12 protein-coding genes are annotated in these 14272 nt (G+C 45.3%); 9 read left to right on the top strand and 3 right to left on the bottom strand.

Features of this window, described 5'->3' with window-relative positions; translation table 11 throughout:
• Positions 1 to 140: 140 nt before the first annotated feature.
• Positions 141 to 749 carry a peroxiredoxin C gene (locus AACR11_RS02925; protein ID WP_005445301.1) on the bottom strand — a complete coding sequence of 203 codons (609 nt, stop codon included), beginning with the start codon at positions 747 to 749 and terminating at the stop codon, positions 141 to 143.
• Between the two features lie 200 nt (positions 750 to 949).
• Between AACR11_RS02925 and AACR11_RS02920 the strand changes: the two genes are divergently transcribed.
• The 3 genes from AACR11_RS02920 (at position 950) to aceA (ending at position 5571) form a co-directional block, all read left to right on the top strand.
• Positions 950 to 1855, top strand: coding sequence for a hydrogen peroxide-inducible genes activator (locus tag AACR11_RS02920; RefSeq protein WP_005440336.1), 906 nt, complete (start codon positions 950 to 952; stop codon positions 1853 to 1855).
• 606 nt (positions 1856 to 2461) lie between these two features.
• Positions 2462 to 4090 (top strand): malate synthase A, encoded by a 1629-nt coding sequence (gene aceB, locus AACR11_RS02915; protein WP_005424786.1) that lies wholly within the window; start codon positions 2462 to 2464, stop codon positions 4088 to 4090.
• Positions 4091 to 4257: 167 nt separating this feature from the next.
• Complete coding sequence (gene aceA / locus AACR11_RS02910; protein WP_005440333.1) at positions 4258 to 5571, top strand: isocitrate lyase; 1314 nt, start codon at positions 4258 to 4260, stop codon at positions 5569 to 5571.
• 101 nt (positions 5572 to 5672) lie between these two features.
• On the opposite strand, the gene AACR11_RS02905 is transcribed toward aceA, so the two are convergent.
• Complete coding sequence (locus AACR11_RS02905) at positions 5673 to 6119, bottom strand: CBS domain-containing protein (RefSeq protein ID WP_114145690.1); 447 nt, start codon at positions 6117 to 6119, stop codon at positions 5673 to 5675.
• Between the two features lie 234 nt (positions 6120 to 6353).
• The gene (locus AACR11_RS02900; RefSeq protein WP_017818882.1) at positions 6354 to 6575 is read right to left on the bottom strand and encodes a hypothetical protein; all 222 of its coding nucleotides are present in this window, start codon (positions 6573 to 6575) and stop codon (positions 6354 to 6356) included.
• Between the two features lie 260 nt (positions 6576 to 6835).
• Here AACR11_RS02900 and AACR11_RS02895 point away from each other — a divergent pair, with 260 nt between their 5' ends.
• From AACR11_RS02895 to secF, 6 genes are all read left to right on the top strand, one after another.
• Complete coding sequence (locus tag AACR11_RS02895; protein WP_029789216.1) at positions 6836 to 8005, top strand: trypsin-like serine protease; 1170 nt, start codon at positions 6836 to 6838, stop codon at positions 8003 to 8005.
• Positions 8006 to 8240: 235 nt separating this feature from the next.
• The gene (gene queA / locus AACR11_RS02890; protein ID WP_009699969.1) at positions 8241 to 9293 is read left to right on the top strand and encodes a tRNA preQ1(34) S-adenosylmethionine ribosyltransferase-isomerase QueA; all 1053 of its coding nucleotides are present in this window, start codon (positions 8241 to 8243) and stop codon (positions 9291 to 9293) included.
• A gap of 207 nt (positions 9294 to 9500) precedes the next feature.
• Positions 9501 to 10637, top strand: coding sequence for a tRNA guanosine(34) transglycosylase Tgt (gene tgt, locus AACR11_RS02885; RefSeq protein WP_009697666.1), 1137 nt, complete (start codon positions 9501 to 9503; stop codon positions 10635 to 10637).
• 177 nt (positions 10638 to 10814) lie between these two features.
• The gene (gene yajC / locus AACR11_RS02880; RefSeq protein WP_005424903.1) at positions 10815 to 11144 is read left to right on the top strand and encodes a preprotein translocase subunit YajC; all 330 of its coding nucleotides are present in this window, start codon (positions 10815 to 10817) and stop codon (positions 11142 to 11144) included.
• A gap of 21 nt (positions 11145 to 11165) precedes the next feature.
• Entirely contained in the window at positions 11166 to 13022 is a 1857-nt protein-coding gene (gene secD / locus AACR11_RS02875) for a protein translocase subunit SecD (RefSeq protein WP_005447728.1), read from the top strand.
• Positions 13023 to 13036: 14 nt separating this feature from the next.
• On the top strand, positions 13037 to 13984 hold the full coding sequence (gene secF, locus AACR11_RS02870) for a protein translocase subunit SecF (RefSeq protein ID WP_005447727.1): 948 nt from the start codon (positions 13037 to 13039) through the stop codon (positions 13982 to 13984).
• Positions 13985 to 14272: the final 288 nt, after the last annotated feature.

Raw genomic sequence — 14272 nt, 5'->3', positions numbered from 1 at the left:
AAAAGAAAGCCCAGAGTGAACTCTGGGCTTTTTTATGACTTTACTTAGACTGATTGGCGTTTGCGGTTTTTCCGCTATAGCTTTTTGCTTTATATATACATCCAACCAACACGCCCGTTGAGCTTGGGCTATGTAGTCTATTACTTGCTTAGGTCGTCTGCGTGCTCAGATAGGAACGCTGCAACACCTTTTGGAGATGCGTCCATACCTGCTTTACCTTCTTCCCATTGTGCAGGACATACTTCGCCGTGCTTCTGGTGGAAGTTTAGTGCATCAACCATGCGTAGCATTTCGTCGATGTTACGACCTAGTGGTAGATCGTTAACTACTTGGTGACGTACAAGACCTTCTTCGTCGATTAGGAAAGAACCACGGAAAGCAACGCCTGCTTCTGGGTGCTCTACATCGTACGCTTTACAGATTTCGTGTTTAACGTCAGCAACTAGAGGGTATTTAACTTGACCGATACCGCCATCTTCGATAGCAGTGTTACGCCATGCGTTGTGAGAGAACTGAGAATCGATAGAAACACCGATTACTTCAACACCTTTAGCTTGGAAATCAGCTAGACGGTTGTCGAATGCGATTAGCTCAGATGGGCAAACGAAAGTGAAATCTAGTGGGTAGAAGAATACTACTGCTTTCTTACCTTTAGTGAATTCTGCAAAGTTGAAGTTTTCAACGATTTCGCCGTTACCTAGAACAGCTGCTGCAGTAAAGTCAGGGGCTTGACGACCTACTAGTACCATTTTTTTGCTCCTAAAAAATTTGGTTTGATCCAAACCTACATTCAGTTATTTAGGTTTGGTCCTTGTTTGTGCGAGACAAACTATAGTACAGATTGTAGTATTGAAAAAAGCGAAATAAATAGATTGAGTTCATCGAAAAAAGCGATAATAACGAAACTATTATCTCGATCACTGGAACAGCAATAGATACAAATAGAATTATGAATAAATGGCCTAGCTTGAAGCAGTTACACTATTTGGTCACTCTGCATGAAACTCGACATTTTAGTGATGCTGCTGAGCGTTGTTTTGTCAGTCAATCTACCTTAAGTAAAGGCATCCAAAACCTTGAAGAGTTGATTGGTTGCCCGCTTTATGAAAAGAAAGATAAAAAAAGCCCATTAGTTTTCACCCAAGCTGGTGAGATGGTGGTGCAACATGGTCGAGAACTGCTCGCTAAAGGGCAAGATCTTGTTGAACTGGGGCGTCTATGCCAAGGCGATGATATGGAAGGGCAGCTTAAAGTAGGCTGTATTCCGACCATTGCTCCGTTCTTATTGTGCGACCTTGTTCAGGAGGTGAACTACCGCTTCCCTCAATTAAACCTTCTATTAAGAGAAGACACGACGACTAACTTGCTGCAAGCACTTCGCCACGGTGAGTTGGACGTGTTGATTCTGGCTCTGCCTGTAGAGATAGAAGGAATGGAAAGCCGAGTAGTGGGACAAGACCCGTTCCGCATGGTGATCAGTGCCAATCAAGCGGATTCCGTTCCTGTGCCGATCCGTTATGCAGACTTGCCAGATGAATCCGTCTTCTTATTAGAGAAAGAGCACTGTCTTACAGAGCACGCGGTTTCAGCATGTAAGTTGACGGACAAAGAGAAGATCAACCCATTCACCGCAACCAGTCTTCATACATTGGTGCAAATGGTAGCGAATGGTCTGGGCACCACGTTTATTCCGCAAATGGCGATTGATCATGGTTTGCTACATAACCAGAACTTAGTGGTGATCGACCCTCCTGGTCAGCAAGCGTATCGCGATATTGGTTTGGTTTGGCGTCCGAGTTCGTCACGATCAAACACTTTCAATCAATTGGCAGAAGTCGTCTCTGAACTGCTTTAGCTATTAGTATTAGCCTGCTACTCCCGATCTAATATCAAAAAGCGCACTGGAAATAGTGCGCTTTTTAGCATTTTATTCTGCGCGTGAACTTTGACTTGTAAAATTTTACAGATGAACTTTCATGAAGCTTTCATAAAATAGTGAAATTTCACAATGTTAATTTTACACAACTGCCTATGTAACGCGTTTAAGTCGCGTTTGATTTCCTCTTCCTAGCCCTTGTGAATACAAGGATTTTTCTCTTGCCTCACTATTCATACACTTGTTTGAATTCAAAAATGACCTGTAAAATTAATGTAATTTAATTACGTAATAACTTACAAATTAAACTCAAAAATCAAACACTTGTTTGATACCGAATAAAACTTTGAATTTAACGTTTTGTTTACTTGAGGGGTTTCGCTTAAACCTTTGTTGAGTTAGCTTAATTAAAGGCTTGTAAGACTTATGTCTAGATTGAAAAAGCAATTCAGGTTGCGCAATGTATAGACACAACGAAGCGAAGTGAACACCAAATCGAAGGATGTAATTTGTTGTTCATAACTTACAAATGTAGCTTTAGGCTGACTGCCCAAGATGGATAAAGCACGTTAAGGATGAATGATTATGCTTGCTCAGACAGAACAAAAAACACAACAACTAAAGCAAACCCAAGGCATGCTTGAGGTGAATGGAGTCGTTGCTCCTGAACATCAAGCAATTTTCCCTGTTGAAGCCCAAACCTTTTTATCTCTACTGTGTGAAAAATTTGCCGGACGTGTTGAACAGTTGCTGGAAGCACGAGAAGAGAAGCAAGCACGCATCGACGCTGGTGAATTGCCAGACTTTCTACCAGAGACACAAGACATTCGTGAAGGAAGCTGGAAGATCCTTGGAATCCCGCAAGATCTGCAAGATCGCCGAGTGGAGATTACAGGACCGACTGATCGCAAGATGGTGATTAACGCACTGAATGCGAATGTAAAAGTGTTCATGGCAGACTTCGAAGATTCGATGTCCCCTGCGTGGAGTAAAGTGCTGGATGGTCAAATCAACCTGCGCGACGCTGTTAATGGCACTATCAGCTACACCAACCCTGGCAATGGCAAACACTATCAGCTGGCAGAAGACCCTGCGGTGTTGATCTGCCGTGTTCGCGGACTGCATTTAAAAGAAAAACACGTAACGTGGCACGGTCAGATCATTCCAGGTGCGCTATTCGATTTCGCTCTGTACTTCTACAACAACTATAAAGCGCTACTGAAAAAGGGAAGCGGTCCTTACTTCTACATCCCGAAACTGCAATCGCATCATGAAGCGAAGTGGTGGAGCGAAGTGTTCCATTTCACCGAAGAGTATTTCGGTTTGGATACAGGTACCATCAAAGCGACAGTGCTGATTGAAACCTTACCAGCCGTATTCGAAATGGATGAGATTTTGTTCTCTCTGAAAGAGCACATCGTTGGTTTGAACTGTGGTCGCTGGGATTACATCTTTAGCTACATCAAAACACTGAAAAACCACCCAGACCGCGTACTTCCGGATCGCCAAGTGGTGACCATGGATAAGCCATTCCTCAACGCTTACTCAAGATTGTTGGTGCGTACCTGTCATAAACGTGGCGCATTTGCGATGGGCGGCATGGCAGCCTTTATTCCGGCTAAAGACCCACAAGAAAACCAAAAAGTACTGGATAAGATCCACAACGATAAATCGCTAGAAGCTAACAACGGTCATGACGGTACTTGGGTTGCTCACCCAGGGTTGGCAGACACCGCAATGGAAGTATTCAGTGCCACACTGGGGCAGCGCACCAACCAATTGGACGTGAGCCGCTCAGAAGACGCACCAATCACCGCCGCAGAGCTGCTTGAACCGTGTGAGGGTGAGCGCTCAGAAGAAGGTATGCGCCACAACATCCGCGTTGCGCTGCAATATATCGAAGCTTGGATTTCTGGCAACGGTTGTGTGCCGATTTACGGGCTGATGGAAGACGCAGCAACGGCAGAAATCTCCCGTGCTTCTATCTGGCAATGGATTCAACACGGCAAGTCGCTCGACAACGGATTGAAGGTCACTAAAGAGCTGTTCGAACTCTATCTGAAAGAAGAGATTGAAGTCGTGAAGCAAGAAATTGGCGAGCAGCGTTACCAAGCAGGTCGATTTGAAGAAGCGGCAGACTTGATGGCAAGGCTCACCACAAGCGATGAACTGACCAACTTTTTAACCATTCCAGGTTATGACTACTTGGATTAACCCAAAGATTTAGAACACTCAATTTATTGAACTAATACATGTTTATTTAACTAATACGTGTTTGTTTAACGATTACGTGAAAGATTCGAGGCAGATAAGGATGTACTGCCTGAGAACGGAAAACTCAACGCACATGCACAAGTGCACATTATAAGAGGGATAGACCAATGACTAACTTAACTCGCCGCCAACAAATTGAAGCTCTGGAAAAAGATTGGGCAACCAACCCACGCTGGAAAAACGTAAAGCGTACTTACACAGCAGAAGAAGTGGTAGAACTGCGTGGCTCTATGGTGCCTGCGAACACAATTGCACAACGTGGTGCTGACAAACTTTGGTCACTGGTCAACGGTAGTTCAAAGAAAGGCTACGTAAACTGTCTTGGTGCACTGACGGGTGGTCAAGCCGTACAGCAAGCAAAAGCAGGTATTGAAGCGATTTACCTATCAGGTTGGCAGGTAGCGGCGGACAACAATACCGCTTCGACGATGTACCCAGATCAATCTCTGTACCCAGTAGATTCTGTACCGTCGGTAGTAAAACGCATCAATAACTCATTCCGTCGTGCAGACCAAATTCAGTGGTCAGCAGGTAAGTCACCAGAAGACGAAGGCGGTATTGATTATTTCCTACCAATCGTAGCGGATGCGGAAGCAGGCTTTGGTGGCGTACTGAATGCTTACGAGCTAATGAAATCGATGATCGACGCAGGTGCGGCAGGTGTTCACTTTGAAGACCAACTAGCATCTGTGAAGAAGTGTGGCCATATGGGCGGTAAAGTACTGGTTCCAACTCAAGAAGCAGTGCAAAAACTGGTAGCAGCTCGCCTAGCAGCGGACGTTGCTGGCACGACAACACTGGTAATCGCACGTACCGATGCAAACGCAGCAGACCTACTAACATCTGACTGTGACCCATACGATAAAGACTTCATCGAAGGTGAGCGTACTCAAGAAGGTTTCTACCGTGTACGTGCAGGTATCGACCAAGCTATCTCTCGTGGTCTAGCTTACGCGCCATATGCAGATCTAATCTGGTGTGAGACAGCAACGCCATGTCTAGAAGAAGCACGCAAGTTTGCAGAAGCGATTCATGCAGAGTACCCAGACCAATTGTTGGCATACAACTGTTCGCCTTCATTCAACTGGGAGAAGAACCTAGACGCAGAAACCATTGCTAAGTTCCAACAAGAGCTGGCTAACATGGGCTACAAGTACCAGTTCATCACGCTAGCTGGTATTCACAACATGTGGTTCAACATGTTCGAACTGGCACACGCTTACGCACAAGGCGAAGGCATGCGTCATTACGTTGAGAAAGTTCAGCGTCCTGAGTTTGAAGCGGCAGAAAAAGGCTACACGTTCGTAGCGCACCAACAAGAAGTTGGTACGGGCTACTTCGATAGAATGACCAATACAATCCAAGGTGGTAACTCATCAGTGACAGCACTGACAGGTTCTACTGAAGAAGACCAATTTTAATCATCATAGAGTCGACTATTACTACGTTAGTAATGACATCTTTGAGCGGCGATTGAGCCGCTCTTTTTTTGTCTACGATTCGAGAAAAACGTAGTGGCGTATTAATCCGCTTCCATTTCTTCCGGCTCGGTTTCTTCTTGCAGCTCTAACAAGTTAATTGCAATAGTCACAAAGTCTGTATCAGTGATGATGCCGACCAAGTGACCTTTATTGACCACTGGCAAACAGCCGACTTTATGCTTTTGCATATAGATTGCGCTTTCTTTTAAACCTGCCCTTGGTTCGGCAGTCATGATGTTGGTGTGCATCATTTGGTAAAGCGGAGTATCGAGGGTAAAAGATTGTTCTGCCTCATCTGGGTGCAAGCAGGATTCTTGTGCGGCAAGAATATCGCGTTGAGTCACCAAGCCTTTTAAGTGTTTATTGGCATCAACAACCGGAATATGTCGAATATCAAGCGCGTCCATCATACTTTTTGCGTCACGTAATGTGTGCTCACGCAGCAAGGTATGAGGGTTGCGAGTCATCATGTCTTCAACCTTGATCATAGAGACCTCCAGCGGCATTGTCCTTCTCTTAAATATAGAGAATATTTTGCTGTATATCTGGGAGCTAACTCGTTTTTCACTAATAAAATAATACGATTAGATGGAGATCAATCAGAGGTGAAAATGGACTGGTGTTTTCCATAAATCCAGCTACTCATTTAGGGCGATGTTAGGATGTAAGCGCTACCATAAATAACCAAAGCTAAGGCGTTGAAACCTTAGCTTTGGTTACTCTTAACGTTGCTTGAAATGCACACAGATAAGACCATACGCTTTCGCATCGACACAGCGACCAATGTAGTGTTTACCAGGTACGTTCACAGCGCAGTGGCGAGGGACTTGTTTTAAGGCACAAGCTTGTTGCTGAGCTCGAAACAAATTTGTTCTCTCATCGCCAAAACTGCTGGCAGAAAACAACAATATTGAAGCACTCAAAGTGGCTAGAAAGGTCTTCATACTTACCTCAATTTATCATCAAAGAGCGTATCGCTCACTCTCAATATAGTCGCCCTTATCTCTATTGATAAGTTTGTTTTTAATTGGTAGTTGCAGGGTGGAAACTCAATGCGAGTCAGTTTGCACTTTTGACTGATAAGGTGTGTAGACCGCAGTTAATCCAATGAATTGAATCGCACATTTTTACTTGCTTGATTTTCCAAGATAAGCCTGTGGAAGAAGATACGCTCAGGCTTACCAGATTGAAGATAACAACCTAAATGAAACGAACAACGTGTAACAAACTCATTGCGCTGACAGTAGCGGCATTCAGCATGCAATCTGCTCAGGCAATTGTGCTAGGAGATGAGCAAACCGACCCGGTAGATCGCGTGACTTTACGAGCAAGTAACATGGCAGAGTTCCCGTTGTGTGGCGGCACTATGCTGACTGAACGATGGGTGTTGACTGCGGCACACTGTGTGGTGATGGGGCAGGGAACCAACGAAGCGAGCTACTATGTGACTCCGCCGGGAGAACTGTCGGTGAATGCCAACGTTTATGAACTTAACTCTGCTGGGCTGGATAACTTCTATCCTGTGTCTCACGTTGTGGTTCACCCCGACTACACGCGGATTTCAAAGGCTGAGATTGACAGCAATGGCAATGTGAAACCTATCAAAACGGGTTTAGACTCAGACATCGCGTTATTGTATCTCACACGCCCAGTAGCAAATGCACGCTTTGCTGACTTAGCGAATAAAACTGATATGGAGAATATCGAAGCGCGTCTGGCAGCGGATTGGAACGATAACGACCTGACCAATCAACGTGTCGAAAACGTGCAAGTATTTGGGTGGGGAACCACTCAGCCGGATGCATCTGAACCTTCCAATACGCTCAAAACTACCATCAGTACATTTTTACCTATCGATAAATGTTATGAGCGTTTAGAAATTGGCAGCAGTTTTCCGGGGATCATTGATTCCAGAGAGAACCAAACCAAAATCTGTACACTACCAACGAAAAACCGAGTGTTAGAACCGGATAGCCATACTCAGTATGGCAACTCCGCGTGTAAAGGTGATAGTGGTGGTCCGCTGGTGGATGTGGCGACGGGCAAACAGATTGGAATTGTTAGTGGTGCGCCTCTTATTCTGCCTACGTGTGGCTCTTTGACGATCCCAAGCTTCTACACCAAAGTGAGCCAATATTACGATTGGGTGCAGTCTTACATCACCGCCGGTGGCCCACCGAGCAGTTACATCATTGAGCCGAATTTCATCAAAGAAGCGAATAGTGGAAGTGGTGGTGGGGAAGAGGAGTGCCACGATGGCATTGCGACCAACAATTGTGATTTCAGAGGTTCTGAGGACGACGGTGGTAGCCTAGGCGCTTGGCTATTCGGCTTATTGGTTCCACTGGTGTGGGCGCGCCGACGCAAAAGTTAAACGATCAACGACTGATAAACATTTTAAAAAGCAGCGAACTTCGCTGCTTTTTTTATGCGCGTCTGTTTTGCGTCTTTCACGTTTTATTACACTCTTGGTGAAAGCTTTTACAGTCAATCTAGGGGGATTTGCTTGCTATTGCAGCATGTAAACATATACTAGTCTGCTGCGAAAAACTCGTCGCAATTTTATCGTCGTCTTTGACGTGATTTGACCAATAGATAAGACAAGTAACATGCAAGTATCAGATTTCCATTTCGACCTTCCAGATGAACTCATCGCTCGCTACCCTCAACCAGAGCGTACCGCTAGCCGACTGCTGCAAATGGACGGCAATACTGGTGAACTTATTGATGGCACGTTTACCGATGTGCTGGAGCAGGTTCAAGCCGGTGACCTAGTGGTTTTCAACAATACTCGCGTGATTCCTGCGCGTTTGTTTGGTCGTAAAGAATCAGGCGGTAAGCTAGAGGTGTTAGTGGAGCGCATGCTCGACGAGAAAAGCATTCTGGCACACGTTCGTTGTTCGAAATCGCCAAAACCAGGTACAACGATCTTTGTTGGTGAAAACGATGAATACTCAGCACAAATGGTCGCTCGTCATGATGCACTGTTTGAACTGAAATTTAATTCTGATAACACGGTACTAGAGATTCTGGAAGAAATTGGTCACATGCCACTTCCTCCATACATCGACCGTCCAGATGAAGACGCGGATAAAGAGCGTTACCAAACGGTTTACAACCAAAAGCCTGGTGCGGTTGCTGCGCCAACGGCGGGTCTTCACTTTGATGATGTTCTGCTTGAAAAAATCAAAGCGAAAGGCGCTGAGTTTGCATACGTTACTTTGCATGTGGGAGCGGGTACGTTCCAGCCAGTTAAAGTGGATGACATTAATGATCACCACATGCACGCAGAATACGTTGAAGTACCACAAGACGTAGTGGATGCGATTAACGCAACTAAGGCGCGCGGTGGTCGCATCATCGCTGTAGGTACAACGTCTGTTCGCTCACTAGAAAGTGCAGCGCAAGACGCGCTTAAGAAAGGCACAGAACTGGTTCCATTCTTTGGCGATACTGAAATCTTTATCTACCCTGGTTACGAGTACCAGCTGGTGGATTGCTTGATCACCAACTTCCACTTACCTGAATCAACCCTGATCATGTTGGTAAGTGCGTTTGCAGGTTACGAGAACACCATGAATGCTTACAAGCACGCGGTGGAAAACAAATACCGTTTCTTCTCGTACGGTGATTCAATGTTTATTAAAAAGAAGACCGCATAATGTTTTGACCCCTCTCTAGCCCTCCTCTCAAAAAAGGGTGAGGCTAGGAGGGGGAGAAAGTTAACGATTTACGAGTGCTAGCAGTAAGCTAGGAAATAAAGTGGAATCTCTGCTTTGTCTCTCGCACGGAAAAGCGACCGCTCCTTAAAATAGGGTTTACCACCCTGGATAAATAGTCAGACTGTTTCTCTGACACCCGGAGGCATCGTGAAATTAAAATTCGATCTTAAGAAGAAAAACGGCAATGCACGTCGTGGTCAATTGACCTTCGAACGTGGCACTGTTCAAACTCCTGCGTTCATGCCAGTAGGTACTTACGGTACCGTTAAAGGCATGACACCAGAAGAAGTGAAAGGTACTGGTGCAGAAATCCTGCTAGGTAACACTTTCCACCTATGGCTACGTCCTGGTCAAGAAGTGATGAAAATGCACGGTGACCTGCACGATTTCATGAACTGGCACGGTCCTATTCTTACCGATTCAGGCGGTTTCCAAGTATTCAGTCTAGGAAAAATGCGTAAGATCACTGAGAAAGGTGTTCACTTCCGTAGCCCTGTAAACGGTGACAAGATTTTCATGGACGCGGAAAAGTCGATGGAAATCCAAAAAGACCTAGGTTCTGACATCGTAATGATCTTCGACGAGTGTACGCCATACCCGGCGACACACAACGAAGCGAAAAAATCGATGGAAATGTCACTACGCTGGGCACAACGCTCACGTGATCACTTCAACAAACTAGAAAACCCGAACAACCTATTTGGTATCGTTCAAGGTGGTGTTTACGAAGATCTACGTGATGTGTCTATCAAAGGTCTGACAGAAATCGGCTTTGATGGTTACGCAGTTGGTGGTCTTGCAGTAGGCGAACCGAAAGAAGACATGCACCGTATTCTTGAACACACATGTCCACAACTTCCAGAAGATAAGCCTCGTTACCTAATGGGTGTAGGTAAACCGGAAGATTTGGTTGAAGGTGTTCGTCGTGGTATCGACATGTTTGACTGTGTAATGCCAACGCGTAACGCGCGTAACGGTCACCTATTTGTGACTGGTGGTGTGATCAAGATCCGTAATGCGAAACATAAAACGGATACAACTCCGCTAGATCCGCATTGCGACTGTTACACTTGTCAGCACTACAGCAAATCGTACCTTCACCACCTAGAGCGTTGTAACGAAATCCTAGGTGCTCGTCTGAACACTATCCACAACCTACGCTACTACCAGCGTCTGATGGAAAGCATTCGTAAGGCGATTGATGAAGATCGTTTCGATGAGTTTGTTACTGAATTCTATGAGCGTCGTGGTCGTGAAGTGCCACCGCTTGCAAAAGAGCAGTAATTGACAGATTAAAAGAATTAAAGCCTTTGGCATGTTGCCAGAGGCTTTTGCTAATAAAGTAGGCTAACGTACGTTATTTTTGAGAAGGTGATCTCTATTACTTAATCTCAAACTTGAATCTAAATTACGAAAGCCCAACTTGTTGGATTATCAATAAAATATAATGAGGATGTTTTAATGTTTATTTCTCAAGCTCACGCAGCAGCAGAAGGCGCACCAGCAGGCGGCGGTTTTGAAATGCTAATCATGCTAGGCATGTTCGCGGTGATCTTCTACTTCATGATCTACCGTCCGCAATCTAAGCGTGTTAAAGAACACAAGAACCTAATGTCTTCTATGGGCAAAGGTGATGAAGTTCTAACAAGCGGCGGTCTAGTGGGTAAAATCACTAAGATTGCTGAAGACAACGATTTCATTTCAATTGAGCTAAATGCAAACAATGAAGTTGTAATCAAGAAAGACTTCGTAACTGCAGTGCTACCAAAAGGTACGCTAAAGTCTCTATAAAACAGCTAAAGGATCCTCGCTGTGCTAAACCGTTATCCATTATGGAAGTACTTGATGGTATTTTTTGCCATCATCACCGCTGCGTTGTACGCACTTCCAAATATCTACGGTGAAGATCCGGCTATTCAAGTTACAGGGGCGCGTGGCGCCTCTGTAGATATGTCAACGCTGGATGCTGTCACCAAAGCTCTTGATAAAGAGCATCTCTCTCATAAATCCATTGCTCTCGAGAATGGATCAATCCTTGTTCGTTTCAATGACACTGACACTCAAATCAGTGCCCGCGATATCATCAGCGAAGCGCTTGGCAAAGATAAAATTGTTGCACTAAACCTTGCTCCATCTACGCCAGATTGGCTAGAAGCAATCGGTGCGTCGCCACTTAAGCTAGGTCTTGACCTGCGCGGTGGTGTTCACTTCCTAATGGAAGTTGACATGGACGCGGCGATGGAGAAGTTGGTTGGTCAACAAGAAGAAGCTTTCCGTAGCGAACTTCGTGAAGCTAAGATCCGTTACCGTGCAATCCGTCCTTCTGGTACAGAAGGTGTGGAAGTACTGCTACGTAATGAGGAGCAGCTAGCGGAAGCGAAAGCAACGCTAGAAAAGAATCACCCAGACATGAACTTTGTCGACTCTGATTCTAATGGTCGTTACGCGTTGATTGCCACCTTTACCGAGCAACGTTTACAAGAGATACGTAACTACGCAGTTGAACAAAACATCACGATTCTTCGTAACCGTGTTAACGAACTGGGTGTTGCTGAACCATTGGTTCAACGTCAAGGTGCTAGTCGCATCGTAGTTGAGCTACCAGGTGTTCAAGACACAGCTCGTGCGAAGGAAATTCTAGGTGCTACAGCAACACTAGAGTTCCGCGAAGTTGACGATAAAGCTGACCTATCAGCGGCGGCAAATGGTCGCGCGCCAGCAGGTAGCGAAATCAAGATGGACCGTGATGGTCGCCCAGTTGTGCTTAAGAAGCGCGTTATTCTTGGTGGTCAAAGCATCACGGATGCAAGTTCAAGTGTTGATGAATACGGTCGCCCACAAGTTAACATCTCGCTAGACAGCGAAGGTGGCAACAAAATGTCCGCGTTCTCTAAGAAGAACATCGGTAAGCTAATGGCTACCGTGTTTGCAGAATACAAAGACAGTGGTCGTCGTACGCCTGAAGGCAAAGTTATCCTTGATAAGCATGAAGAAGTTATCAACCAAGCAACGATTCAATCGGCTCTTGGTCGTAACTTCCGTATCACGGGTATCGACTCTGCAGCAGAAGCGCACAACCTAGCACTTCTACTTCGTGCTGGTGCACTAATCGCACCGATCTCTATCGTTGAAGAACGTACCATTGGTCCATCAATGGGTCAGCAAAACATCGATATGGGTATCCAAGCATGTATCTGGGGTATGGTTGCGGTAATGCTGTTTACGCTGCTTTACTACCGTGGCTTCGGTCTGATTGCTAACATTGCATTGATGGCAAACTTGGTTCTTATCATTGGTGTAATGTCGATGATTCCAGGCGCTACCATGACGTTGCCAGGTATTGCCGGTATCGTCTTAACCGTCGGTATGGCGGTCGATGCGAACGTGCTGATATTCGAGCGTATCCGTGAAGAGCTTCGAGATGGACGCAGTCCTCAGCAAGCGATACACCAAGGTTACGCAAACGCATTCAGTACCATTGCCGATGCGAACATCACAACGCTTATCACTGCAATCATTCTATTTGCAGTGGGTACAGGCGCAGTGAAGGGCTTCGCGGTAACACTATCTATCGGTATCTTAACTTCAATGTTCACCGCTATTGTGGGTACACGTTGTATCGTGAACCTGATTTACGGTGGCAAACGCGTTGATAAATTGTCGATCTAAGGCTGGGAATTAATATGTTTCAAATTCTAAAAGCAGAAAACACGATCGGCTTTATGCGTTGGTCGAAAGTCGCGTTCGTATTCTCCATCTTTATGATCGCTGCTTCTATCTTCACGCTATCAACCAAATGGTTGAACTGGGGTCTAGACTTTACTGGTGGTACGCTAATCGAGGTAGGTTTTGAACAACCTGCAAACCTTGAAGAAATTCGCGCAGCACTAGATTCAAAAGGCTTCGGCGATGCGACAGTTCAAAACTTCGGTAGTGCTCGTGAAGTGATGGTTCGTCTTCGTCCACGTGACGACGTTTCAGGTGAAACGCTAGGCAACCAAATCATTGGTGCGATCAAAGAAGGTACTGGCGAAAGCGTAGAAATGCGTCGTATTGAATTCGTAGGTCCAAACGTTGGTGATGAGCTAACAGAAGCGGGCGGTCTGGCGATCCTTGTATCGCTAATCTGTATCCTGATTTACGTATCGATGCGATTTGAATGGCGTCTAGCGGCTGGTGCGGTAATGGCACTGGCACACGATATCATCATCACGCTGGGTGTATTCTCATTCCTACAAATCGAAGTTGACCTTACCATCGTAGCGGCGCTACTAACGGTAGTCGGTTACTCGCTCAATGATACCATTGTTGTATTCGACCGGATTCGTGAAAACTTCCGTAAGATGCGTAAGGGTGAACCTTCGGACATCATGGACGCTTCAATTACTCAAACATTGAGCCGTACTTTGATTACGTCTGGTACGACGTTGTTCGTGGTAATTGCACTGTTTATGCAAGGTGGTGCGATGATTCACGGCTTTGCAACAGCGCTATTACTAGGTATCACTGTTGGTACTTACTCTTCTATCTACGTAGCATCAGCGCTAGCGCTAAAACTGGGCATTCAGAAAGAGCACTTGATGCCACCTCAAGTAGAAAAAGAAGGTGCAGAGTTCGACGAGATGCCATAAGGCAGATTGAGAACCGAAAACAAAAACCGCTGAGCAGTCAGCGGTTTTTTTTATGCTTGATAGATTTGATTGTTTCACTTTTCTTTGAAGTATTTCCAGCTTGAATTGTAGTTTTTTGATTGAGTTGAATATCGGAAGTATGTTCAACAATTTCGGGGGGAAATAATGTCAAGGCAAGCTGAAATAAAAGTACAGTTACTGAAGTTTGTAGAGATTTCTTACAAACACTATAAAGGCGTTACCACCAAGCTAGTTACTGGGCAGGTAAATGTCCGAGAGCTTTTAGAG

The organism is Vibrio sp. L85 (assembly GCF_963871815.1).
In the GTDB taxonomy this organism is placed as follows: Bacteria; Pseudomonadota; Gammaproteobacteria; order Enterobacterales; family Vibrionaceae; genus Vibrio; species Vibrio harveyi.
Note: the sequence above shows the minus strand (reverse complement) of the source record. Positions and strands in the feature narration are given on the sequence as shown.